The sequence below is a fragment of the Pseudooceanicola sp. NS-SX9 genome (genome assembly GCF_057380705.1).
Window position 1 is genome coordinate 41149 of sequence record NZ_JBXXRN010000006.1, and the last position, 25002, is coordinate 66150.

Consider the following 25002-nt stretch of genomic DNA (forward strand, 5'->3'; position numbering starts at 1 on the left):
CAGCCCCGCGCAGCCTAGGATGGCGCAAAGATCACGGAGGAGATCACCATGGACACCCAGGTCGTCATCATCGGCGGCGGGCCTTCCGGCCTGCTGCTGTCGCAACTGCTGAACCGCGCCGGCATCAGCACCGTCATCCTGGAACGCTCCAGCCGCGCGCATGTGCTGTCGCGGATCCGGGCGGGGATCCTGGAATGGGGCTCGGTCGAGATGCTGCGCGAGGCGGGCGTGTCGCTGCGCATGGACCGGATGGGCATTCCCCATGACGGCACCTACATCACCGACGGCGACCGCATGGTGCATATCGACTTCAAGGGGCTGACCGGCAAGCAGGTCATGGTCTATGGCCAGACCGAGGTGACGGAAGACCTGTACGCCGCGCAGGATGCCATGGGCACGACGATCCTGCATGGCGTCGAAGATGTCCGGATCGAGGATCTGGACGGCCCCGAGGCCCGCGTCAGCTACACGCTGGAAGGCCAGCGCCACAGCCTGAGCTGCGCCTATGTGGCGGGATGCGACGGCTTCCATGGCGTCAGCCGCCAGACCATCCCCGCCGACAAGCGCCGCGAATTCGAACGGGTCTATCCCTTCGGCTGGCTGGGCATCCTGTCGCGCACGCCCCCCGTCCATGACGAGCTGATCTATGCGAATTCCGACCAGGGCTTTGCACTGGCCTCGATGCGGTCGGAAACCCTGGTGCGCTATTACGTCCAGGTGCCGCTGAGCGATCAGGTGCAGGACTGGTCCGATGACCGCTTCTGGTCGGCCTTCCGCGCCCGCATCCCGGCCCAGGCGGCCGAGCGGCTGATCACCGGCCCCTCGATCGAGAAAAGCATCGCGCCGCTGCGCAGCTTCGTCTCGGAACCGCTGCGATGGGGGCGGCTGTTCCTGGTGGGCGACAGTGCCCATATCGTGCCGCCGACCGGCGCCAAGGGGCTGAATCTGGCGTTCTCGGATGTGCATTACCTGTCCGAGGGGCTGATCCCGGCGCTGAAAGGCGGCGACATGACGACGCTGGACGCCTATCCCGAACGGGCGCTGGCGCGGATCTGGAAGGCGATGCGGTTCTCGTGGCAGATGACGACGATGCTGCACCGCTTCGAGGGCGAGGACAGCTTTGCCGCGCAGATGCGCCGGGCGACGCTGGCGCATCTGGCGGAATCCGAAACCGCCCAGAAGGACCTGGCCGAGAACTACATCGGCCTGCCCTTCTGAACGGCCCCCCGGGGAATGGGGCCCCGGGAGGATCCGGGATCAGCGGGTGTGATGCGGCGGCTCCAGCCCCCAGACGGGGGTCGGCAGCCCCGCATGACGCGCCTTCAGCTGCAATGCCAGATAGCGAGAATAATGCCGCGACTGGTGCAGGTTGCCGCCATGGAACCACAGCCCCTCCTGCATGGTGGGCTTCCACATGTTGCGCTGCTCGCCCTCCCAGGGGCCGGGATCCTTGGTGGTGTCCGATCCCAAGCCCCAGCACTTGCCCACCTTGTCGGCGACCTCGGGGCTGATCAGATCCGCAGCCCAGCCATTCATCGAGCCATAGCCCGTGGCATAGACCACCAGATCGGCCGGCAGTTCGGTGCCGTCATCCAGCACCACCGCATTTTCGGTCAGGTGGCTGATGCCCTTGCCCGACTGCAGCTTGATCGAGCCGTCGATCACCAGGTCGCAGGCGCCCACGTCGATGTAATAGCCCGAGCCCCGGCGCAGGTATTTCATGAAGAGCCCGCTTTCGTCATCCCCGAAGTCCAGCAGGAAGCCCGCCGCCCGCAAAGCGTCGTAGAACGCGGCGTCGCGCTCCTTGATCTGGTCATATTGCGGGACGTGGAATTCATGCATGATCCGGTAGGGGATCGAGGCAAAGATCATGTCCGCCTTGTCGGTGGTGATGCCGTTCTCCAGCGCCTCTTCGGAATAAAGCCCGCCCAGGCAGACCTCGCGCAGGCTGTCGGACTTGACGATATGGGTCGAGGAGCGCTGCACCATGGTCACGTCGGCGCCGTTTTCCCACAGCGCCGCGCAGATGTCGTGGGCCGAGTTGTTGGCGCCGATCACCACCACCTTCCTGCCGCGATAGGCATCGGGGCCGGGGTGCTGGCTGGAATGCTGCTGCTCGCCGGCAAAGATGTCCTGCCCGGGGAAGACCGGCACGTTGGGCTTGCCGGACATGCCGGTGGCCAGCACCAGCTGTTTCGGATGCAGCACGACCTCTTCGCCGTTGCGATCCAGCGTCACCGTCCATTCGCCCTTGTCCTCGTCATAGATGGCGGCGGTGGCGCGGGTCGAGGACCAGTAGTTCAGCTCCATCACGCGGGTGTACATCTCCAGCCAGTCGCCGATCTTGTCCTTCGGCGCAAAGACCGGCCAGTTGTCGGGGAAGGGGATGTAGGGCAGGTGGTCGTACCAGACCGGATCATGCAGGCAGAGCGACTTGTAACGCTTGCGCCACTGGTCGCCGGGGCGTTCATGGGCATCGACGATGATCGCCGGAACCCCCAGCTGGCGCAGCCTGGCCCCCAGGGCGATGCCCCCCTGACCGCCGCCGATCACCAGCACATAGGGCTGATCCTGATAGCCCAGGCGCGCGGCCTCTTCCTCGCGCTTTTCCTTCCAGGACAGGCGCTCGGGGTCATGGCCGTGCTCGGCGCCCATGGGGCGGCGCAGCTTGCGGGGTTCCTCGTGGCCCTTCAGTTCGTGCAGGGTGGTCAGAAGGGTCCAGATGCGCCCCTCCTTCATGCGGATATAGCCGACGCCGCGGCCCTGCGCGGTTTCCAGCTGCAGCCAGCCCTCGGTCACGCCATCGGCCTCGGCGACCTCTTCGGCGGGGTTCAGATGCAGCGCCTTCGGGGCGATCAGGGGCAGCTGGGCCGCCGCCATGGTGCGGATCTGGGGCCGCCCCTCGCAGGTCTTCAGGTTCCAGGTGAAGGCTGCCAGGTCGCGCCAGAATCCCGTTTCCAGGAACAGCGCGGATACCGCCTCGGCATCCTGCGCCACAAGGGCGCGTTCAAGATCGGCGACAAGGGCGGCCAGCTGGCCGCGCGGGGTTGTGTCGAGCATGGTTTCTCCTCCCATAAGCTCCGGTGTGGTGCGGCGGCGCGAACGGGGCTCCTCTTCCCCATGGGTCCGCGCCGTCACGGAAATGTCGGTCCGGGTGGGCCGGGGCGCAGGCCCCCGCCCCCCGGTCCTCAGGCCTCCAGGTCGATCAGGATCTTCAGCTGGGTGCCCGCCGGGTCCAGCAGCGCCTCAAAGCCCTCGGCCACGGCGTCATCCAGCTTGATCTTCTTGGTGACTACTTTCTTCGAGGGGATGGCCCCCGAAGCGATCAGGTCCATAACGCGCGGCCAGCTGTGCGCCGGGTAGCACCAGGACCCCTTCAGCGTGACGTCCTTGAAGGTGACGTCGAAGAAGTTCAGCTTGCCCACCCCCGGATGCACGCCGGTCGCCACTATGGTGCCCTGCTTGCGCACCGCATCCAGGCAGCTTTGCAGCGCCCGGTCGTTGCCGACGCATTCGATGGCGATGTCGCAGCCCAGGTTGTCCTGGGTGTTCTCCTGCACGATCTTGACCAGATCGTCCTTCACCGGGTTCACCGCGATGACGCCCGGGACGATCTCCTGCGCCAGTTTCAGCCGCGTCTCGTTCATGTCCGAGACGAACAGCGTGGTCGCGCCGAAGGCCCGCGCCGTCAGCAGCGCCAGGATGCCGATGGGCCCCGCGCCGGTGATCAGCACGCTGTTGCCCGCCGTCACGCCCGCGCGGTCGCAGGCATAGACGGTGACGGCGGTCGGTTCGACCAGCGCGGCCTCTTCGTCCGACAGCGCATCGGGGATCTTGTAGACGTTGTAGTCATTCAGCACCGAGGCCTGCGCCATGCCGCCCCAGCCCCAGCTGAGCCCCACGAGGCCCAGAACGGGCGACAGGTTCAGCCAGCCGCGCTCGCCGAAATATTCGCCGGTGCGCGGGCCGATCAGCGGCTGGATGGCCACCCGGTCGCCGACCTTGACGTTGGTGACGCCCTCGCCGACGGCAGTGACAGTGCCGCCGAATTCATGGCCCAGGATCTGCGGACCATGGGCGCCGGTATAGGGGTGCGGCTCGGTCGGGATGAAGATCGGACCGTGGGCATATTCATGCAGATCCGTGCCGCAGATGCCGACATAGCGGTTTTTCACGGCGACCTGGCCGGGGCCGGGCGCCGGGGGCGTGTCCAGCTGTTCGACGCGCAGGTCCTTGGCGGCGTGGAACCTCAGTGCCTTCATGGAAGTGCTCCTTCTCTTGCGGCAACAGCCTTGCCCGGCCCGGCGACCGGCGCAAAGCCATGGGTGCAGATTGAGCAGGATCAAGGACTTGGCCCGCCCCCCTGTGGCATCCGCTGCGGCACCTGTTGCATTTCGCTGCAACACCTTCGCCGCAGCGCCGCATGGATGCCGCACCCCGCCTACGACCCGGTTTCCCGCACCGCCCGCCGCCGCTAGGATCCCCCGAAGAAAGGACCGCCGATGCAGAACGCCGTCGACCACATCTCGGAAATCGAGGCCGTCGCCCGGGGTGGCAGCAGCGGCCGCGCGCCCGCCGTGCTGGACAGCTGGCGGCGCTGCCTGTCCAAGCACGGGCTGGATCCCGCCAACCGGACCGAGGCCTACATCCTGCCGGAACGGGAAATCCGCCGCCACCAGGAGCGCTCGCAGGATCTGATCCGCATCGCGCGTTCGGGGATCGAACGGCTGTACCGGCTGGTGCAGGGGCAGGATTACGTGCTGCTGCTGGCGGATCATTCCGGGGTCACGGTGGAATATCTGGGCGCCGAGGCGCACAAGGAGGACCTGCGTCGCAAGGGTCTGTGGATGGGCGCCGAATGGTCCGAGGCCCGCGCCGGCACCTGTGCCGTCGGCGCCTGCCTGGAAAGCGCCGAGGCGCTGACCGTGCATCAAAGCGATCATTTCGACGTCACCCATGGCGGCCTGTCGTGCACCGCGGCGCCGATCTTCGACAGCCGCGGCCAGCTGACGGCGGTGCTGGACCTGTCGCTGCTGTCGCCGCCGCGGCCACGCGCCAGCCAGTCGCTGGCGCTGAACCTGGTGCGCCAGACCGCCCAGCGGATCGAGATGGCGAACCTGATGGCCGAAAGCCGCCGCGACTGGGTGCTGCGGCTGGCCACCAGCCCCGATTTCGTCGATGTCGAACCCGAGGCGGCGCTGCGGCTGGACGCAGGCGGCCACATCATCGGGCTGACCCATGGCGCGGCGCGGCTGGTGGCGCGGGCCATCGGCGCCGACTGGCGGCAGGGCGGGCTGATCGGTCGTCATGTCACCGAGGCCTTCGCGCTGGATTTCGACCGGCTGGAGGACCTGACCCGCCACACCGAGGCCCGCGAGCGCCTGATCGAGACCCGCGACGGCCACCGCCTGTTCGCCCATGCGATCGAACCGCGCCGCCTGCCCGCCCGGGCGCCCGCCCCCACGGCCCTGCCCGCGACGCTGAAGCTGCTGGCGGGCGAAGATCCGGCGATGGCCCCCCTGATGGCACGCGCCGCCGCCCTGGCGCCGCTGCCCCACCCCCTGCTGATCGAGGGCGAGACCGGCACCGGCAAGACCACTCTGGCGCGGGCGCTGCACGAGCTGGGCCGCCGCGGCCCCTTCCTGACGCTGAACGGCGCCGAGCTGGCCGAGGACGAGGCGGCGCTGCTCTTTGGCCGCCGCGAGGGGCGCCATGACGAACCCGGCCTGATTGCCCAGGCGCGGCATGGCACGCTGGTCATCGACGCCCCCGAAGAGCTGCCGCCGCGTCTTCAGGCCCGCCTGCTGACCCTGCTGGCCGAAGGCACCTTCCGCCCCCTCGGCAGCCTGCAGGCCCAGCCCTCGGACGTGCGGCTGATCTTCACCACCGGCCCCGACCCGCAGGCCGCCGTCGCCCGGGGTCAACTGCGTCGCGACCTGTTCCAGCGCCTGGCCGGGCACCGCCTGGCCCTGCCGCCGCTGCGCGCCCGCCGCGACCTGCTGTCCCTGGCCGAAGCCGCCTGTACCCGCGCCCTGGGCGCCCCCGCCCGCTTTGACGCCGAGGCCCTGACCCGCCTTGCCGCCCATGACTGGCCCGGCAATGGCCACGAACTGGCAGCGCTGGCCCAGCACATCGCCCTGCGCCCGCCCGCCGGGGCGCTGCTGGGCGCCGCCGACCTGCCCGCCGCCCTGCGCACCCCCGGTCCCGGCGAAGACGCCACCGGCGCGCGGCTGCGGGCCCATCTGCAGGACACCGGCTGGAACATCTCGGAAACCGCGCGGCGGATGGGCTGCAACCGCTCGACCGTGCACCGGCAGATCCAGCGACTGGGCCTCAGCCGCCCCTGAAACGCCCAATTCACAGGCAGTTGCACGTGAGGGCGGCGCAGTGGCGCCTTTTCAATTGAACGTCGTTCTATTGCTGCCTAGGGTCAGCCCGAAAAGACCGCCGCTGCCGGATCCCGTGCCCATGACACCGCTCCGTTCCCTGCCCCTCTTCCCGGCATTTCCCCGGGATGGATGGCCTGCGGCCCTGCCCTTCTGAAAGGTATTCCGATGTCAGAACTTCCTTCCGATCCCGCGGACCTCGGCGCTGTCGAGGCGCGCCAGCTGATCGCGCGCAAGGCCCTGTCGGCCGCCGAACTGGCCGAGGCCTGCATTGCCCGGGTCGAGGCCGTCGACCATGCCGTGAACGCACTGGTCGCCCGTGATTTCGACGGCCTGCGCAAGGGTGCGGCCGCGGCCGATGCCGCGCAGGCCCGCGGTGACGTCACCGGCCCCCTGCATGGCCTGCCCTTCGGCGTGAAGGACATGATCGACGTCAAGGGCCTGCCCACCACCTTCGGATCCGAGCTGTTCCGCGACAACATCGCCGTCAAGGACGATGCCATCGTCGCCGCCATGCGGGCCGCGGGCGGCATCCCGATGGGCAAGACCAACAACCCCGAATGGAGTGCGGGCGGCAACACTCGCAACCGCGTCTACGGCGCCACCGCCAACCCGCATGACCTGACACGCACCTGCGCGGGGTCCTCGGGCGGGTCGGCGGCGGGCCTGGCGGCGGGGTATTTCCCGCTGGCAACAGGATCGGACACCGGCGGCAGCCTGCGCAACCCGGCGGCCTTCTGCGGCGTCGTGGGCTATCGCCCCTCGCCGGGTGTGGTGCCGGGCAACACCCGTGGCATCGGCTATTTCCCGATGTCGACCTCGGGGCCGATGGGGCGCAGCGTGGCGGATACCGCGCTGATGCTGTCGGTGCTGGCGCGTCCCGACATGAACGATCCCTACACCGCCGTCGTCAACGGGCGCACCGCCTGGGATCCGGCCGCCTTCGCCACCCTGCCGCGCCGCGACCTGTCGGGCCTGACCGTGGCCTTCACCGAAGACTACGGCTTTGCCCCCACCGAAAGCATCGTGCGCGACCACTTCCGCAAGGTGGTGCCGCAGATCGCCCCCTTCTTCGGTTCGGTCGAGGACGGCACCCCCGATTGCACCCATGCCGACCGGATCTTCTCGGTGCTGCGGGGCGTGCTGTTCGTGGCGACCCATGGCAAGCGCCTGGATGCCCACCCCGAGCAGGTCGGCCCGAACGTCACCGAGAACGTCATCGAGGGCCGCAGCTTTACCCCCGACGACATCGCCGAGGCGCTGACCCAGCAGGGCAGCTACCACTTCCGCTGGCAGAAATGGTTCGAGACGCATGATTTCGTGATCTCTCCGGCCGTGACGATCAGCCCGCGCGACTGGCACGAGCTGTATCCGGCGCAGATCGACGGCAAGGCGACCTCCAGCTATTACCACTGGCTGGCGATGGCCTATGCTTCGACGCTGGCGGGGCATCCCTCGATCACCATTCCCTGCGGCACGGATGCCAACGGGATGCCCTTCGGCCTGCAGATCGTCGGCAAACGTTACGACGACCTGGGCGTGCTGGCCGTCGCCGCCGAGCTGGAGGCCATCATCGCCGGCCTGTCCGACCTGGCGCCGAAAGGCCCCGACATCGCCGCGCTGAAGGCCGCAGGGCCGCTCAGCGCTGTCGAGGGCTTCCTGAGCCTGTGATCACCCTGCGTCTGTGATCACCCTGAGGGTGTGATCACAAGGGGGGGCTGGCCCGCAAGGGCCGCCCCCGTCACGACCGCGCCGGATAAAGCCGCTTGTTGGTCTCGTCGGCATAACGGCGCAGGCAATACTGTTCGCTGACGATGCCCAGCACGCGGCCCTCGGGGTCCAGCACCGCCAGGGTGTCGGCTTCGTTGCGGGTGAACTGCATCATCGCCTCGTGGACGTTCTGGTCGGGGCGCAGCCAGTTGGCCTTGAAGCGCGCGACGGTGGTCACACGGGCCGTCGGATCCAGCCCCTCGGCATGCAGTTCCGCGATAAAGCACAGACCGGCATACTGGCCGTCTGCCTCGGCGATGGGCATGACCTTGGCGGCCCCCAGCGGATAACGGCGGCGGACCTCGGCGATGCTCTGGCTGGCGGGAATGGCACTGCCCACCTTGCGCAGCATCCGCCCCATGGTCAGGTCGCGCACCCAGCCCACATCAGCCGCGGACCGGATGGTTTCCCCGCGCAGGTGGAACCGCCAGGTCGAGAAGCTGAAGCCGAAGACCTGCCGCACGATCGCGGTCGACACCAGCGCCGAGAACAGCACCGCCACCGCCAGCGGCAGGCTCTGCGTGGTTTCCAGCGCCAGAAAGCTCATGGCGAGGGGGGCGCCGATGACGGTGGTCGCCAGCGCGCACATGCCGACCACCGACAGGATGACGATGGGCAGGTTCAGCCCGAAGGCCACCATCCACAGGATGCCTATGATATTGCCCAGGATCGCCCCCAGGAACAGCGAGGCAAAGAACAGCCCGCCGCGGAACCCGGTGCCGATCGACACGACCGAGGCGGCGGTCTTGAGCAGCAAAAGCGCCGTCAGCGCCCCCAGGGTCAGGTTCGCCCCCAGCACCTGCGGCATCGCCCCATGCCCCGAGGACAGCACCTGCGGGCTGATCAGCGCCAGCCCCCCGACCACCAGGCCGCCAAGCGCGGGCTGCGCCCAATAGGGAATGGCCGAACGCGTGACCAGCCCCTCGATCACGGTGACCGCGCGCATGATGACAATGCCCGCGCCCGCGCAGATGACCGCCAGCAACGCCACCGCCATATAGGCCTTGGGCGAGATCTGCCCGGCGTAGAACAGGCTGAAACCGGTGGTCGCCCCCAGCATCCGCACCGTCGCCGTCGCGGTGATCGAGGCCGCCAGCACCGGCAGCAGCGCCGCCACGGAATACGAGGCCAGCACCAGTTCGAACGCATAGAAGGCGCCGGTCAGCGGTGCGTCGAAGGCCGCGGCAATGCCCGCCCCCGCCCCCGCCGCCACCAGCTGGCGCAGGTCCTCGCGGCGCAGGTGCAGCCGCTGGCCCAGCCAGGACGACAGCGCCGAGGCGGTCTGGGTATAGGCGGCCTCCATGCCCACCGAGGCGCCCGAGCCGCTGGAAAAGATGGTCTGCAAGGTGATGTAAAGGCTGCCCGGCACCTGCAGCTTGCCGCCCTTGATGGCATTGGCCTCGATCGGGTCCGAGACCCGGCGGAACCAGCGCCGCCCCGCCACATAGCTGAGGCCCACGACGATCCCGCCCAGCACCGGGCCCGCCAGCACCCGCAGGGGCTCCAGCGGTTCCAGCCCGCTGGAGGGGTTTTCGACACCGTAGATCCAGCCTTCCATCAGGTGGATCAGCGCCCGCATGCCGACCACCGCCAGCCCCGAAAGGATCCCGATCAGGGCGGCGACGGCCGTATAGGCGATTTCATTCCGGCGGATCAGCGCGCGCAGCACGAAGGGCGCGCGCATCCGGCGCAGCAACCAGCGACGACGGGCAGGACGCAGTCGCCAGACCACGCCTCAGGCCGCGATGTAAGCTTGGTAAAGCGCGTTCATCTGCGCGGTCAGCGGGCCGGGCTTGCCGGTGCCGATGTCGCGGCCGTCGATCCGGGCAACCGGGGTGATGCCCCCCAGCGTGCCGGTGACGAAGGCCTCGTCGGCGGCATAGACCTCGGCCAGGGTAAAGCGTTTTTCACGGACCACGAAGCCAGCCTCCTGCCAGATCTTGATCGCCTTCTTGCGGGTGATGCCGTTAAAGCAGGTCTCTCCGTCGGAGGTCCAGAGCTCATTTCCACGGAAGATGAAGAAGTTGGTCGAGTTGCACGAGGCGACAAAGCCGCGATCATCCAGCATCAGCGCCTCGTCTGCACCCATGTTGATGGCCTGGATCAGCGCCTGGATGAAGTTCAGCCGAGAATGCGAATTCAGCCGCAGGTCGAAGACATCGGGCGTCGAGCACCGGATGGTCGAGGTCATCAGCGACAGCCCGCGCGCCTTCAGATCGGGGTTGGGCTGCTTCCATTCGGCAACGATGACGATGGTGGCGCCGCCGACGATAAAGCGCGGATCCTGGTTCGGCGTCGATTTCAACCCACGAGAGATCATCATGCGGATATGGACGCCGTCCTCCATGCCGTTGTGGTTCAGGCATTTCCAGATCTCGTCCACCAGACCCTGCTTGGTGTAGCCGATGTCCAGCTGGATGGCGCGGGCGCCCTCGAAGATGCGGTCGATATGCTCGTCGATGGCCAGCAGCTTGCCGTTGATCAGCCGCAGGCCTTCCCAGACGCCGTCGCCCAGCACGAAGCCCGCGTCGAAGATCGACACCTTGGCCTGGTCGCGGGGGAAGAACGCGCCGTTGACGTAGATCTCGACGCCGTCGTTGCGCGGATCTTTGACATAGCTCTGCGAGGACGAGCTGCTCAGAGGGGTCATGACAGTACCTTGGATTTGGAAAGGGGGTCAGAAGGCGAATTCGCCGAACCGGCGCAGGAATTCCTGCGTGCGCGGCTTCTGCGGGTTCTTCAGCACCTCGTCGGGGGTGCCGACCTCGTGGAAGACACCATCGGCAAGGAAGATCACCTTGGTGGCAAAGTGATAGGCAAAGCCCAGCTCGTGGGTGACCAGCAGCATGGTGCGGCCCTCCTCGGCCAGCTGGTTGATGACGCGCAGCACCTCGCCCACCAGTTCCGGGTCGAGCGAGGAGGTGGGTTCGTCAAAGAGCAGCACCTCCGGTTCCATCGACAGGGCACGGGCAATGGCGACGCGCTGCTGCTGACCACCGGACAGCCGGCTGGGCCAGGCGTCATGCTTGGCCTCCAGCCCGACCTTGGCCAGTTCGCGTTCGGCGATGGCGCGGGCCTTGTCGCGGGACAGGCCCTTGACGGTGATCAGCCCCTCCATGACGTTCTGCAGAACGCTCATGTGGGGAAACAGGTTGAACTGCTGGAACACCATGCCCAGCCGTTCGCGGACCTGGCACAGCTGCTTTTCGGGATAGGTGATGCCGGCGCGGGTCTGGGTGCCGATGCGCTGGCCATCCAGCAAGATCTCGCCCTCGCTCAGCGTCTCCATGAAGTTCATGCAGCGCAGGAAGGTCGACTTGCCCGATCCCGAGCCGCCGATGATCGCCACGCGCTCGCCCGGTTCGACCGAAAAGTCGATGCCCTTCAGCACGTGGTGATCGCCGAACCGCTTGTGCAGGCCCTTGATTTCCAGAATGGGGTTTTGAGACATTTCAGGGTCCTTTCCGGGCTCAGTTCGAGCGCGCCAGGTGCTTTTCCAGACGTCCGGCCAGGAAGGTGCCGGGATAGATCAGGACAAGGTAGATGAAGGCCACCGCGGTCAGGATCTCGAACGGGCGGTAATAGGTCGAGGACAGCAGCCGCCCCTGGTACATCAGTTCATGCACCGAGATGACCGAGGCCAGCGACGACATCTTGGCGACCTCGATGGTGCGGTTGGTGAAGGCGGGCAGCATCCGCTTGACCACCTGCGGCAGGATCACCCGGCGCATCGCCTGGGCGCGCGACATGCCGATGGCCAGCGCCCCTTCCATCTGGCCGCGGTGAATCGACCGGATCCCGCCGCGGAAGATTTCCGAAGCATAGGCGGTGGTGTTCAGCGTCAGCCCCAGCATGGCGGCGGCGAAGGGCGACAGCTGCAGGCCGATCAGGATCGGGAAGGCATAGTAGAACCAGATCAGCTGGATCAGCACCGGCGTGTCGCGGAACAGTTCCACATAGACCAGGCTGATGCCCGACAGCCAGCGCCGCTGCGACAGCCGCGCCTGCGAGATCGCAAAGCCGCCCACAAGCCCCATGGCGATGGTCGGCAGCCACAGTTCCAGCGTCACCCAGACGCCACGCAGCAGCACCGGCCAGTTGGCCCAGACGATGCTGAAATCGGGGGTGTAATGCATCTCCGGCTCCTTACTGGTAGGCGGTCAGCCGGGCTTCGGCCAGGCGGGCAAGCTGGCTGGCGGTGACCAGCAGCACCAGGTACATGACGGCGATGGTCGTATAGACCTCGAGGGGGCGGAAGGTCTGGGAATTGACCATCATCGCCTGATAGAGCAGATCCGCATAGGCCAGCGTCGAGGCCAGCGCCGTGGTCTTCAGCAGCTCGAAGCTGCGTTCGATGAAGGGCGGGATCATGCGGGCGATGGCCTGGGGCACGATCACCCGCCGCATCAGCGCCGCATGGGTCATGCCAAGCGCCCGGCCGCCTTCCCACTGTCCCCGCTCGACCGAGACGATGCCGCCGCGGAACACTTCGGCATAGAAGGCCCCCGACTGCGTCGACAGCGCCAGGACGGCGGCGACATAGGGGCTCATGCTGAGCGACAGCAGCACCGGGAAGGCGTAGAAGAACCAGAAGAAATGTACGATCGGCGGGGTATTGCGGTAAAATTCGATCACCACCGCCGCAGGCCAGCGCAGCAGGCGGCGGTGCGACAGGCGCATCATCGCCAGCACCAGCCCGACCAGCACACCCAGGACGATCGACACGGCGGCGATCTTGACGGTGTTCAAAAGCCCCGTGGCCAGCATGTCGAAATGCTGGAACACCGGGCCGAAGTCCCAGGAATAGCTCATGGCTCGACTTTCATTGGGAGGGGTCACGTCAGGGGGCCCGCCCGTGGCAGGCCCCCCGGGCGGCGCTTACCAGGCTTCCTTTTCGAGGCCCGGAATGCCGGTCGGGTCGATGCCCTTGCTTTTCAGATAGGCGTGGAACAGCTCGTCCGGGACGCCCGCGGCATAAAGCTTGCCGAAGACCTCGTTCACCCAGTCGCGGAAATCGGCCGGGGTTTCCTTGCGCAGGCCCGCCGAGGTCGCCACCGGGTTCACCGGCGTCGGCAGCAGGACCTTGCCCATCTTCAGACGCGAATATTGCACCACCAGCGCCGGGTGGAACTGCACCACCGCATCGACCCGCCCCGAGGCAAAGGCCGCGATCGCCTCGTCATTCGAGGAGAAGCGGTTGATCTGCGCGGCCTTCATCATCTCGGTGACGTTCTTGTCGAGCGAGGTGCCCAGCGTGACACCGATGCGCATGTCGGGCTTGTCGAGGTCGGCCCAGGTGGCGGCGGTGCTGTTGTCCTTCACCAGCGCGCCCATGGCATAGTAGAACAGCGGGTTTTCCGGGAAATCGAGCGCCTTCTTGCGCTCTTCCGTGGGGTCGAGCACGAACATGATGTCGAACTGGTCGGCCTGCAGACCGGCCACGGCATTCGCCCAGGAGGTCTCGACCGGGACCATCTCGACGCCCAGTTCCTTGGCCATGCGCTGCCCCATGGCGACGCCGACGCCGGTCCAGGTCTCGGTCATCGGGTCCTTGAAGAACCACGGCTCGGCCGAGGCCACGCCAATGCGCAGCTTGCCGCTTTGCTTGACCTTGGCCAGCGTGCCGCTGTCGGCGGCAAAGGCGGGCAGGCCGCCAAGGACGCCTGCGGCCACCCCGGCAAGCAGGACGGATCTTCTGTTCATCTTACGCTCCTGTTGGGTTTTTCCTTCGCCTCCTCCAGCGAGGCGACGAAGCTCTTGGTTTTTTCCAGCCCGCGCCGCATGTGGGCCCGGATTTCCTCCTTCATCGCCTCCAGGTCCGCGCCAAGCGCGAGGGCGATGTAATCGTCGTGGCTTTCGCGCTTGGGGCCCTGGATGCCATGGGCGCGGTGATGCGCCGCCCAATACAGCTGCAGCCGCCCCCGGATGCCCTGCCAGCTGGCCAGCAGGATCGAGTTGCCGCAGAATTCATAGGCCAGCCCGTGCAGGTCCAGTTCGGCATCGATGGCGCGCACGTCGTCGCGGGCGTCGATGGCCAGCTGCAGCCGGTCGTGGCGATCGGCCAGGGCCGCCGCGAAATCGGCGCCGCGCCGCGCCCAGATCTGCTCGAAGGCAAAGATCTCAAGGCAGATGCGCATGGCGTAGATGTCATTGATATCGGCCGAGGACAGCTCCAGCACCCGGGTGCCGGTATAGGGCACCGATACCAGCAGCCCCTCGTCGATCAGGTGACGCATCGCCTCGCGGATCGGCCCGCGGCTGGCGCCAAAGCGCACCGCCAGGGCGACCTCGGTGACGGGATCGCCGGGCTGGTACTCGCCGGTCAGGATCGCCGTGCGGATCATCGCCGCCAGCTGTGCGCCCATCGTCTCGCGCTTGATCACCCCGCCTGTCATGGGTCCCCCCGTCCTGATGCCATGTTGTAGGTTGTCTACAATCTGGCATGATTCGAAAAGTCCGATACGGCCCCACGGCGGGCGATCTGCAGAAAATCCACCAATCCGCTCAAATTTCAGGCACCCCTACCATCAGCCCCTTGTGGCAGGGTCGCGGCCTTCCCCCTGCCCCGGCTCCTCTTCAATTCACGATTTTTTAACCTTCTGTGTTCCCGCGCACAGAACCGGCGGGCCTGCCTCGGCTAAGCCATGGTCAAGACGGCACCGCGCCGCTGCCTGGCGCATCACTTTGAAGAGGACCCGCATGTTCAGCCCCGACCTGACCGAGACCACCGGCCATCTGGCAGGCGCGTTCACGCAGACGCTGGCCGTCGGCGGCTTTGCAACGGTCGCGGCCCGGATCCGTCTCAGCCCGATCTCGCCGGACCCGTCGTGGATGGGCACCATGCGCCTGCGGCTGGCCAAGCTGGTCCGCCAGGGTCACCTGTGGGACGACGATGCCGCGCGCATCCGCGCCGACCTGCTGACGCCCTTCGTGACCTATGCCGCACAGATCGACGCCGCCGCCCGCGCGCTGACCCGGCCCGCCGGCGATCCCGCGACCGTGCTGGCCCAGCTGGAGACGCTGCATGCCACGGCCCAGACCTGCGCCACCAAGACCCGCGAGGCCGCCACCCGCCTGCAGGGCCAGCTGGATGCGCTGACGATGATCGAGGAAGAGCTGCTGGACAGCCTGGCCCAGGCCCGCGCCGGTCTGGGCCGCGAGGGGCTGCAGGTGGCCCTGCTGGCCGAGCTGGTGGGCGCGCTTCTGGACCGGCTGAGCGCCCTGCAGGACGGCCCCACCGCCGCCCGGATCGCCGCCGGCACGACCTTTTTCCAGACCCCGACGACGATTTCCTTCACCCTCTCGACCGAGCTGGGCCAGGAACTGCCCTTCCTGTCGCTGACCGGCGATCTGCACACCATGGGGGCCATGGCCTATGACCGGATCGTGTCGGATCCGCAGGTGGCGCAGATCATCGACACCCTGGTCGCCCGGCGCAGCGGCACCAGCCCCGCCGGCCAGGCCGCCGCCATGTCCGAGGCCGTCACCCGCCTGCTGCACCGGCTGCATCTGCAGGTGGCCGGGCTGTCGAACTGCCTGCCCGCGCTCGACCGCACCTGGCGCGCCGAAGCCGCCAAGCTGGCCGCCGCCGTGCGCTGTCTGCAGGCCGGTGACGATCCCGCAACGCTGGGCGATCTGACCAGCCTGCCTGCCGCCGCCGATGACTGGCGTGCCCTGGCCGAGCTGGCCCATGGCTGCGTCACCTTCGCCAGCCAGAACATCCTGCCCGGCAGGGCGGTGGTGCTGACCACCGAACAGCCCGCCCCCCATGCCCTGTCCTGAAACCCCTTTCCAGCCAGACCGCTGCGGCGGTTCAGCCCGCCCCACCCAATCGCATCCGCACCCCAAGGAGACGACCATGCCCCTGACCATGCTGCGGGCCGAAACCGAGCTGAAGCCCGTGTTCATTTTTACGGTCCAGGATCTGACCTGTGCGGATGTCGCCGTGCTGGACAGCAATCACGGCGGAAATTCCTGCAGCCTGCCCCGGCGGCTCAGCGACTGCTTCCGCGACAACGGGCTGTGGCTTGGCGCCAAGGTGCAGCTGCACATCCTGTCCGGCGGCGCCAGCTGGCTACTGCAGGACGGCCCCCGCCAGTTCCACCTGCGCCATGACACCCGCACCGGGGATCTCGATGTCTATGCGCTGACGCCCGCGATGGCCGAGGTGTTGCGGACCTCGGCGGCGACGGCCTCGGGGGTGACGGCGGTGCATGTGATCACGGCCGCCTGCCATGGCGTGCTGAACACCCGCCTGTCACCGCTGCCCGCCTGGGAAGGCGCCCCCGACAGCCGCCCCGACTGGTTCGAGCCGCTGCAGGACCAGCTGAACGCCGCCAAGGCCCTGGCCACCGAATGGATCGAACAGATCGCCCCCGCGCTGATCGCCTGCCTGCCCGCCCAGATCGTCTCTTATGGCGCCAGCCATGCGGTCCTGAGCGAACGGATCTTCCGCATCGCCGAGGCCCATCCGGCGGCCCGCGGCGCCGAGGATCCGCATGTCCGCGACGTCTTCGCCCTGGTCGATGGCCTGCGCACCGAGATCGCCCGCATCGAGGCCGCCCTGCAGGAGCAGGATGTGGCCATGCGCGACTGGGGCCGCAAGATGCAGCAGGCCTATGACCAGCTCTCGGCCGGGATCACCGGCATCCAGAGCGCCGATCTGGACCTGCAGGATGAGATCCGCACGATGAATGCGGCGATCACCGGGCTGCAGGACAGCCTGCATGCCGAGAACCTGGCGATCGCCGCCGGCGCGCTGGTGATTGCCGGCGGCCTGCTGGCCATCGTGGTGGGCGTGGCGCTGTCGCCGGTCCATGGCAGCACCTCGGCGGTTGTCGCCGGGGCCGGGGGCCTGGCGGCCCTGGGCAGCGGCCTGACCTGGAGCCGCCTGCGCGCCCGCGTCGCCCGGGATTTTGACCAGATCCGCACCGACCAGCTGACCCTGGACGAGGAAAAGAGCCAGCTGATCGCATTGCAGGGCCTGGGCACCGGCGCCCAGCAGGCCACCCGCGCCGTCGGCGTGGCCACCTCCATGATGACCCGCCTGCGCGGTCTCTGGCACCGCCTGACCGGAGAGCTGGAGGCGGTACAGCACGGTCTGGCCCGCGGCGATCGCGATCTGTCGCTGATCGTCGGCGAGGCTTTCGTCAACGGCGCCTCGCGGGAATGGGCCTCGGCCGAGACCCTGGCCCGCACGCTGATGCAATCCGAACTCCGGGTCGAGGCCCGGGTCCTGCCGATCGGCACGTCCCGCAAGCTCAAGGCGGCCTGACGCCCCCGGTCCGGCCGGAGGCGCCTGCCCGCCCCTCCGGTCGGCTTTTCATCCCCATCGGGCCCCTGCCGGGGCCTGACGATCCGCCCGCCCATCTGCCTGACCCGTAACCCAGAGGACCGCCATGACTGCCATCATGCCCGCCCCCGCGTCCCACCCGGTGCCCCCGCCTGAAGGCACCGCGACGCGCCGGGCCCTGCGGATCCCTCCCGGGTGCGGGGGGCGCTGCGGATCGACCGGCTCCGGCCCACGAGAGTTTTGCCTCCTCTCGCGGGCCGGATGCCCCGGACCTTTACTGCCGTCCGGTTCCGATCCGTGCCCATCCGCCTCCAGGGATGTGTCGCGCGGGCCCCGGGTTGACGGGCGGCGTTCCGCCCCGCTCCCGGGGAGGAGGACCCGCGCCTGTCGCTGCACCCGCGGCAGGCCCGGATCGGAACATCCGACGATGACCCGCTGACGCCCGCCCGGGCCCCGTCCCACCGAAAGGAGACCGCCAGACCCACAGCCGCCCGTCCGATCCTGCCCCCGCCCCGCTTCACGTCGCGACCGTGTTGCGGGCAGGGCGTTGTCATGCCTGTTAAGCCCGTGTTAAGCAGCCGGAAAACGACCTTCGGACAGGGACGGACCAGGGCATGACAGAGGCCGAGATCGCGGAACTGGCACAGCTTCCGCTGCTGTCTGGCGTACCGGCGGCCTTGCTGCGCGCCCCCGCCCTGCGCTGGAGCCGCCGCAGCTACGACACCGGCCAGATCCTGTTCGACCGCGACACCCGCGACAGCGACGTCTATTTCGTGCGCTCCGGGGCGGTGATGGCGATCTACTGGACGGCGGACGGGCGGGAACTGGTGTTCTCGAAGATGGGGCCGGGCAGCTATCTGGGGGAACTCGCCGCACTTGATGACGGGCCGCGTTCGGTCAGCATCTACGCCCAGCAACCGACCGAGGTGCTGGTGCTGGACCAGGCCGGGTTCCTGTGGCTGCTGGAAGAGGTCCCGGCGCTGAAGATGCAGCTGATCCGCGACCTGGCCAGCCGGGTGCGCGGGTTGACGGAACGGATGGCCGCGCTGCTCAGCCAAAGCGTCGAGGAACGGGTGCGTGGCTATCTGGCCCGCCTGGCGCTGGAGGCCGGCCAGTTCCATGTCGACGGGCTGATCGAAGGCGCCCCGACCCATGCCGAGATCGCCGGCAGCGTCGGCGCCAACCGCGAGGCCGTCAGCCGCGCGATGTCGGCCCTTGGCCGGGCGGGGATCATCGCCTCGGCCCGTCAGAAGATCCGCATCCTGCGCCCCGAGGCCCTGCAGGCCGATGCCGGAGCCCCCGGAACGGCGGCAGAATAGGGCGGCCGCGCAGCCGGTCGCGACAAGATTGCCACGATCCGGCCCGGGACGTATCCTGAGCCCGGATTGGAACTGGCGGGACGGCGCCGTGTCCGATATATCCGTCCGAGTTATGAATGGTTTATAAACGGTAGCACGGTTTTCGTGCCGCCGCCCGGGCGGGCCGCGCAGGGACGTCAAGGCGTACTGCGGCGTCATCGCCTTTGGGGAGAACGGAAGTTGACCAGGAAAATTGCGGTCATCGGCGGGGGTGTCGGTGCCATGACGGCGGTCTGGGGCCTGTTGCAGGACCCGGACTGGAAAGAAAAATACGATATCACCGTCTACCAGATGGGCTGGCGGCTGGGGGGCAAGGGCGCCTCGGGGCGCAACATGGACATAGGCGCCCGCATCGAGGAACACGGCCTGCATGTCTGGGCCGGCTTCTACGAAAACGCCTTCCGCAACATGCGCGCCTGCTATGCCGAGCTGACCGCCCTTGGCCTGCGCGACCCCGAGGCGCCGCTGGGCACCTTCGAGGATGCGTTCAAGCCGCTCGACCACCTGTTCCTGGCCGAACAGGTCGGGGAAGACTGGCGCCCCTGGCTGATCGACCTGCCGACCAATGACCAGATCCCCGGCTCGGGCACCGAGGTGCCGGCGCCTTGGGTGCTGTTCCTGCGCGGCCTTGATGCGCTGGAGAAGCTGATCGAGACCGGCACCTTCGGCGTCCGCCAGAGCGGCGAAAGCGCAGAGGCCGCCCGCCGCCTGCAACCGCTGCAGGCCGCCCACAAGCGGCTGGTGACGCTGGCCCATGCGATGCCGCGCGATCCGCGTGCCCACAAGCCCAGCGTGACCGGTATCCTGAGCGGGCTGATCCGCGGCCTGCAGGCCCGCGTCCATGCGCTGGAAACCCCCGAGAACCTGGAAAACGACGCCACGCGGCGGGCGCTGTTCCTGCTGGACCTCGGGCTGGCCTGCGCCCGTGGTCTGGTGGAAAGCCGTGTCTTCCTGCGCGGTTACGACGTGCTGGACAATTGGGAATTCACCGCCTGGCTGCGCGGCAACGGCGCCAGCGAGGCGGTGCTGGCATCGGTCCTGCTGCGCGGCTGCTACGATTTCGTCTTCGGCTTCCCGGCCGGTGACCTGCATGACCGCAACGCCGGCGCCGGCACCGCGATCCGCGCCATGGGCCGCCTGACGCTGACCTATTGCGGCGCCATCTTCTGGAAGATGCAGGCGGGCATGGGCGACACGATCTTCGGGCCCTATTACCAGGTGATGCGCGCCAAGGGGGTGAAGTTCGAATTCTTCACCGCCGCCACCGCCCTGCGCATCGGCCCCGCCGACGCCGGCATCGGCCGGATCGAGATGGTCCGCCAGGCCACCCCCCTGTCGGGCCCCTACGAACCGCTGGTCGATGTCCGTGGCCTGCCCTGCTGGCCGTCCGAACCGCTGTGGGACCAGCTGGAAAACGGCGCCGAGGCCCGTGCCGCGGGCGCCCATTACGAATGCGAGCCGCCGCAGGGCCAGCCCTTCGTGCTGGAACGCGGCGTCGATTTCGACACGGTGATCCTGGGCGCCTCGATGGGGTCCCTGCCCTATCTGACGGCGGATCTGGCCGCCGCCTCGCCGAAATGGCAGCGGATGCTGGACGAGGTGCAGACCGTCGGCACCCATGCCGCGCAGTTCTGGCTGACCGAGACCGCCGACGCCCTGGGCTGGCGCGACGTGGTGGCACAATCGAACGCGCCGCAGGCGATCCCCGCAGGCCCGCTGCGCACCGTGATCACCGGCTTTGCCGAGCCCCTCGACACCTGGGCCGACATGAGCCACCTGCTGGTGCGCGAGGACTGGCCCGCCCCCGGCCCCGCCTCGATCGCCTATTTCTGCGCCCCCGCCCCCGATGGCGAAACGCTGCCCGAATTCCGCGCGGCACTGGCCGAATGGACCGCGACCGATCTGCCGAAGCTGTGGCCGAACCTGCCCGACGTGGCCGATCCCTACTATCCGCCCGGCCAGGGCCTTGCGGCGCAATATGCCCGCGTCAACATGGAAGGATCCGAGCGCTACGTGCTGTCGACCGCGGGCAGCGTCTTCCACCGGCTGGCGCCCGATGAAAGCGGCTTTGACAATCTGGTGCTGGCGGGTGACTGGACGCGCTGCGGGCTGAACGCCGGCTGCGTCGAGGCCGCCACCATGTCGGGCCTGGCGGCCGCCAATGCGATCACCGGGCTGGACCTGCCGATCAACGGCGCGGCCGACATCCCGGCGAACGGCACCATTGCCTCGGACGCCAAGTTCCAGTCGTTGTCGGCCACTGCCGCCTGCTGGCCGCTCGACGGTTTCTATGCCAAGGGCAAGATGACCGGCTGGTTCATGTTCTACGCCATGCCGCGCGACCAGGTGCAGGCGCTGCTGCCGCCGGGGCTGCATCTGGGGGCCTCGGACATGGTGGAACCGGGCTATCACCCGGTCGGGCTGTCGTTCTGCCAGTACCATGACGTGCGCGGATCCTTCGTGCCGGGCTTCATGGCGATGAAACCCTATGGCGAGGCCACCTTTGCCATTCCCGGCCTGCGCTCGGACGAGACGGGCCAGGCGGACCTGCTGTACCCGCGCCGGCTTTACGTCAACAACGCCAGCGCCATCGCCGCGGGCAAGCTGTTCTACGCGATGAACAAGAAGCCCGCGACGATCCAGCAGGACGCGGCGCAGTTCATCGCCACCGACAACCAGGGCCTGTCGCTGCAGGCGCAGTTCCAGGAACGTGACGAAACCGTCTTTGCCGCCGACCACCCCGCCTTCGGCGCCATCAGCCAGCTGCTGGGCACCGCCTTCGTGACCCGCACGCCCCTTGGGCAGCAGCTGTTTAACGCCTTCAACCTTGAGCTTGCGAATTGCTGGATCGCGCCCGCTTCGGGTCAGGTCCGGGTCCGCGATCCCGATCCGCTGGGCTTCCCGGCCTACGAGGGCGCCGTGCCCGCCCTTGCCCCCACCGCGCCGCGCGGCCTGCCCGGCGCCTTCCGCATCTGGAGTTCCTGGTCGATGACCAACCCGCTTGATTCCCGAAGGGTCGCCAAGGCGGCAGAGGCGGAGGCCTGGCTCCGCGAGACGTATTGAGCGCGCTCTGCCCCCGGTGCGCGGCGCCCGTCGCCGATACGGCCCGCTTCTGCGGCGGCTGCGGCGTGCGCCTGCAGCGTGGCGCCGCCGCCCCCGAGGGCGAGCGGCGCATCCTGACGCTGATGTTCGCGGATCTGGTCGGCTCGACCCGGTTGGCGGCGCAGCTGGGGGTCGAGGACTACACCGCCCTGATGGACCGGTTCCACCGCATCGGCCAGGCCCAGGTGCTGACCTGTGGCGGCCGGCTGCTGCAGCATTACGGCGATGGGCTGCTCGCGGCCTTCGGCATCGAGCACGAAGCCGAGGATGCCGCCGGTGCCTCGATTGCGGCGGCGCTGGCGCTGGCGGAACGGATGCCGGACGAGCTGAACGGCGCGCAGATCCGCGTCGGGCTGCATGCGGGCACCGTGCTGTGCCGCATCGGCGGCGGAGAGCTGATCCCCCAGGTCACCGGGCTTGACGTCAACATCGCCGCCCGCGTCGCCGAAAGCGCCGCCCCGGGCATGGTGCGGGCCACCGCCCCGGTGCTGCGTGCGGCCCAGAGGGTGGTGCGTGTCAGCGCCGATCCCCTGACCGAGGAAACCTTCCGCGGCTTCGATACCCCCGTGGCCGTCGCCCGCGTCACCGCTCTGGCCGGACCCGGCGAGGACGCCCATACCGGACTGGCCGAACGCGAGGACATCCTGCGCAGCATCCTGACCGGCCGCGTCGGCACCACCCGCGCCCGCGCCTTCCTGGTCGAGGGCGCCGCAGGCATGGGCAAATCCGCCCTGCGCGCCGAACTGGTGGCCCGCAGCGGCATGACCATGGACCTGGTGCAGATCGATTCCCGCTCTAATCTGACGCGCTCGCCGCTTTATCCGCTGACGGTCTGGCTGCAGCAGCGCTTCGGCTCCGAGGAAAACCCCGCCGCCCTGACGCTGCGGCTGGACCGGGCGCTGCTGGAGGGCCTGGCCGAGGCCCGCGGCGCCAGCCCCGCCACCGCCGACGGCGCCACCGCCAGCCTGCGCCGGGCCCGCCGGATCGAGGCGCTGGTGACGCTGCTGCACCAGATGATGACCGACCAGCCCACGGCCGTGCATGTCGACGATGTGCACTGGATGGATGACGACAGCCGCAGCGTCATCGCCGGGTTGCTGGCCCGCGGTGTCCCCGAAGGCAGCCGGCTGGTCCTTTATGCCCGCCCCGACACCGGGGTGCGCGACAGCCTTCCGGCCGCGAACCTGGCCGTCCTGGCCCTGGCACCGCTGTCGCAGGCCGCCAGCGCCCGGCTGCTGGACGAGGATGGGCTGGATGCCGCCACCTGCGCCCGCATCGTCGAGACCGCCTCGGGCAACCCGCTGTATCTGCGGGCCTTGCGGGACGCGGCGCGCAACAATGGCGGCACGCTGCCCGGCCAGTTGCCGCCCTCGATCGAGGCAACGCTGCAATCCAACATCGCCGCCACCGGAGAGCTGCGCCACATCCTGCAGGCCGCAGCCCTGATCGGGCGCGGCGCCGAACCGGCGCTGATCTCGGCCCTGACGGGCACCCCGGCCGAGGCGCTGGCCGAAGGTCTGGCGACGCTGGAGGCGCGGGGCCTGGTCGAACGTGCGGGCCCTGAGGTGACCTTCAGCCACCCGCTGCTGCGCGATGCCGCCTACGAGATGCTGCCGCCGGGCCGCCGCCGGGGCCTGCACGCCCGGCTGGTGCCGCTGCTGCAGCAGCTGGCGCCCGCGCTTTGCGCCACGCTGCCGGAATGGCTGGCCGATCACGCGCTGCAATCGGATCAGCCGGCCTTGTGCATCGCGCCCTGCATCGCGGCCGGGTTCAAGTTCCTGGCGGCGGCGCACTTCGACCTGGCCGAACGCTATCTGGAAGCCGCCGAAGAGGCCCTGGCCAGCGATCCCTCCCGGGCCCGCGAACGGATACAGGTGCTGACGCTGCTGGCCAGCGCCCGGGTGCAGCGGCTGGGCTTTGCCCACCCGGATGTCGAACGCGCCTATCGCCAGCTGGAAGCGGGCCTGGAAGGGGCCGAGATGCGCAGCGGCGACCGGATGCGGGCGCTCTACGGGCTGTTTGCCCATCGCATCATCTCGGGCCATGTGCGCACCTGCACGCCGATGGTCCGGCAAATGGCCGTGACCGCCGACCCGGACCAGCCGCATGACCGGCTGATGTATCTGGTGAACATGACGGCGCTGCATTTCTACTCGGGGCGGTTCGAACGCTCGCTGGCGGCCGCGACCGAGGCCGAGGCGATCTATGACCGCGACCGCGACGGACGGCTGTTCCTGGAACTGGGCGCCGATCCGCTGCTGTCGGTGCTGTCGGCACGCTGTCACATCCAGATCCGCCGCGGCGCCCTGGCCGAGGGCAATGCCGCCCATGACCGCGCCATCGCCCATATGGCCGAATTGTCCAGCCGCGGCCAGGAACCCTGGCTGAAGGTGGTCTGCGCCATGGCCCAGCACACCACCGGCCTGCATGGCCCCGCCCGCCGCAACCTGACCGCCGCGATCGAACTGGCCGACAGCCAGGGCGCGGCCTTCTGGTCTTTGGTCGCGCGGCTGTGGGAAGCCAGCTATGACTGCCGCGACAACATCGCTGACGCGCCCGACCGCCTGACCGGACTGCTGGCCGGGGCCGAGGCCATCGGCCTGGGCGTCTGCAACCCCTATTTCTGGAGCGCCCTCGCCATCGGGCACCACCAGCAGGGCCGCCCCCGCGAGGCACTGGCGCTGTCGCAGCGCGCCGTGCGCCGGATCGCCGCCACCGGCGAAGGCATGTGGGCCCCCGAGGTCTGGGAAGACCGGGCCCTGATCCTGTCGGATGTCGATCCGCAGGGCGCGGCGCGGGCGTTGCAGTTGTCGCAGGCCTTCCGGGTACGCTCGGGCACGCTGATCCGGCCGGCCGATCCGGCCCCTGCCCCCGTGGCACCGGAACCGCGCAGCATCGGCGCCTGACCCCGCCCTGTCCCTGCGGGGGGGCGCCCCTTCGGCCTGACCCCGCAGCAGCTCTGCCCGGCCGGGACCGGATTGCCACCGGCCTGCGTCTGCGCCCGAGCCGTTCTGATGCCCTCGGCACCGCCCTGTCAGACCTGCGCGCCCAACAGGGCCATCGCGGCCAGAGATCCCCGGAGCCCTCCGAACGC

General features: G+C 68.7%; 17 protein-coding genes. 8 read left to right on the forward strand and 9 right to left on the reverse strand.

Annotated features, from left to right (window positions below; genetic code table 11):
* The first annotated feature begins 48 nt into the window (after positions 1 to 48).
* Positions 49 to 1218: a 4-hydroxybenzoate 3-monooxygenase gene (pobA, locus tag AC2ITM_RS22245; protein WP_486470582.1), complete on the forward strand. Its 1170-nt coding sequence runs from the start codon at positions 49 to 51 to the stop codon at positions 1216 to 1218.
* A 39-nt stretch (positions 1219 to 1257) separates the two neighbouring features.
* On the opposite strand, the gene AC2ITM_RS22250 is transcribed toward pobA, so the two are convergent.
* Both AC2ITM_RS22250 and AC2ITM_RS22255 read right to left on the reverse strand, forming a co-directional pair.
* Positions 1258 to 3060 carry a flavin-containing monooxygenase gene (locus AC2ITM_RS22250; RefSeq protein ID WP_486470583.1) on the reverse strand — a complete coding sequence of 601 codons (1803 nt, stop codon included), beginning with the start codon at positions 3058 to 3060 and terminating at the stop codon, positions 1258 to 1260.
* Positions 3061 to 3188: 128 nt separating this feature from the next.
* Entirely contained in the window at positions 3189 to 4262 is a 1074-nt protein-coding gene (locus AC2ITM_RS22255; protein ID WP_486470584.1) for a 2,3-butanediol dehydrogenase, read from the reverse strand.
* A 240-nt stretch (positions 4263 to 4502) separates the two neighbouring features.
* Between AC2ITM_RS22255 and AC2ITM_RS22260 the strand changes: the two genes are divergently transcribed.
* Together AC2ITM_RS22260 and AC2ITM_RS22265 are read left to right on the forward strand one after the other, a co-directional pair.
* Complete coding sequence (locus tag AC2ITM_RS22260; RefSeq protein WP_486470585.1) at positions 4503 to 6347, forward strand: sigma-54-dependent Fis family transcriptional regulator; 1845 nt, start codon at positions 4503 to 4505, stop codon at positions 6345 to 6347.
* Between the two features lie 207 nt (positions 6348 to 6554).
* Positions 6555 to 8057: an amidase gene (locus AC2ITM_RS22265; RefSeq protein ID WP_486470586.1), complete on the forward strand. Its 1503-nt coding sequence runs from the start codon at positions 6555 to 6557 to the stop codon at positions 8055 to 8057.
* A 70-nt stretch (positions 8058 to 8127) separates the two neighbouring features.
* Here the strand turns inward: AC2ITM_RS22265 and AC2ITM_RS22270 are convergent, their stop codons facing one another.
* The 7 genes from AC2ITM_RS22270 to AC2ITM_RS22300 form a co-directional block, all read right to left on the reverse strand.
* Positions 8128 to 9888 carry a chloride channel protein gene (locus AC2ITM_RS22270; protein WP_486470587.1) on the reverse strand — a complete coding sequence of 587 codons (1761 nt, stop codon included), beginning with the start codon at positions 9886 to 9888 and terminating at the stop codon, positions 8128 to 8130.
* Between the two features lie 3 nt (positions 9889 to 9891).
* Positions 9892 to 10806 carry an aminotransferase class IV gene (locus AC2ITM_RS22275; RefSeq protein WP_486470588.1) on the reverse strand — a complete coding sequence of 305 codons (915 nt, stop codon included), beginning with the start codon at positions 10804 to 10806 and terminating at the stop codon, positions 9892 to 9894.
* Positions 10807 to 10833: 27 nt separating this feature from the next.
* A complete protein-coding gene (locus AC2ITM_RS22280; RefSeq protein WP_486470589.1) occupies positions 10834 to 11607 on the reverse strand; it encodes an amino acid ABC transporter ATP-binding protein in 774 nt (257 codons plus the stop codon).
* A gap of 19 nt (positions 11608 to 11626) precedes the next feature.
* Positions 11627 to 12292, reverse strand: a complete 666-nt coding sequence (locus tag AC2ITM_RS22285; protein WP_486470590.1) for an amino acid ABC transporter permease — start codon at positions 12290 to 12292, stop codon at positions 11627 to 11629.
* 10 nt (positions 12293 to 12302) lie between these two features.
* Positions 12303 to 12968 carry an amino acid ABC transporter permease gene (locus AC2ITM_RS22290; RefSeq protein WP_486470591.1) on the reverse strand — a complete coding sequence of 222 codons (666 nt, stop codon included), beginning with the start codon at positions 12966 to 12968 and terminating at the stop codon, positions 12303 to 12305.
* Between the two features lie 66 nt (positions 12969 to 13034).
* The gene (locus AC2ITM_RS22295) at positions 13035 to 13859 is read right to left on the reverse strand and encodes a transporter substrate-binding domain-containing protein (protein ID WP_486470592.1); all 825 of its coding nucleotides are present in this window, start codon (positions 13857 to 13859) and stop codon (positions 13035 to 13037) included.
* On the reverse strand, positions 13856 to 14551 hold the full coding sequence (locus tag AC2ITM_RS22300; protein WP_486470593.1) for a GntR family transcriptional regulator: 696 nt from the start codon (positions 14549 to 14551) through the stop codon (positions 13856 to 13858). The genes AC2ITM_RS22295 and AC2ITM_RS22300 overlap by 4 nt, the downstream gene beginning before the upstream one ends.
* Positions 14552 to 14855: 304 nt before the next feature.
* On the opposite strand from AC2ITM_RS22300, the gene makB reads away from it, so the two are divergent.
* From makB to AC2ITM_RS22325, 5 genes are all read left to right on the forward strand, one after another.
* Complete coding sequence (makB, locus tag AC2ITM_RS22305; protein WP_486470594.1) at positions 14856 to 15938, forward strand: alpha-pore-forming cytotoxin subunit MakB; 1083 nt, start codon at positions 14856 to 14858, stop codon at positions 15936 to 15938.
* A gap of 76 nt (positions 15939 to 16014) precedes the next feature.
* Complete coding sequence (makA, locus tag AC2ITM_RS22310) at positions 16015 to 17430, forward strand: alpha-pore-forming cytotoxin MakA (RefSeq protein ID WP_486470595.1); 1416 nt, start codon at positions 16015 to 16017, stop codon at positions 17428 to 17430.
* 632 nt (positions 17431 to 18062) lie between these two features.
* Positions 18063 to 18767, forward strand: a complete 705-nt coding sequence (locus AC2ITM_RS22315; RefSeq protein WP_486470596.1) for a Crp/Fnr family transcriptional regulator — start codon at positions 18063 to 18065, stop codon at positions 18765 to 18767.
* 219 nt (positions 18768 to 18986) lie between these two features.
* Complete coding sequence (locus tag AC2ITM_RS22320; protein WP_486470597.1) at positions 18987 to 21869, forward strand: acetoacetate decarboxylase family protein; 2883 nt, start codon at positions 18987 to 18989, stop codon at positions 21867 to 21869.
* Positions 21870 to 21934: 65 nt separating this feature from the next.
* The gene (locus AC2ITM_RS22325) at positions 21935 to 24814 is read left to right on the forward strand and encodes an ATP-binding protein (RefSeq protein ID WP_486470598.1); all 2880 of its coding nucleotides are present in this window, start codon (positions 21935 to 21937) and stop codon (positions 24812 to 24814) included.
* The last annotated feature ends 188 nt before the right edge of the window (positions 24815 to 25002 follow it).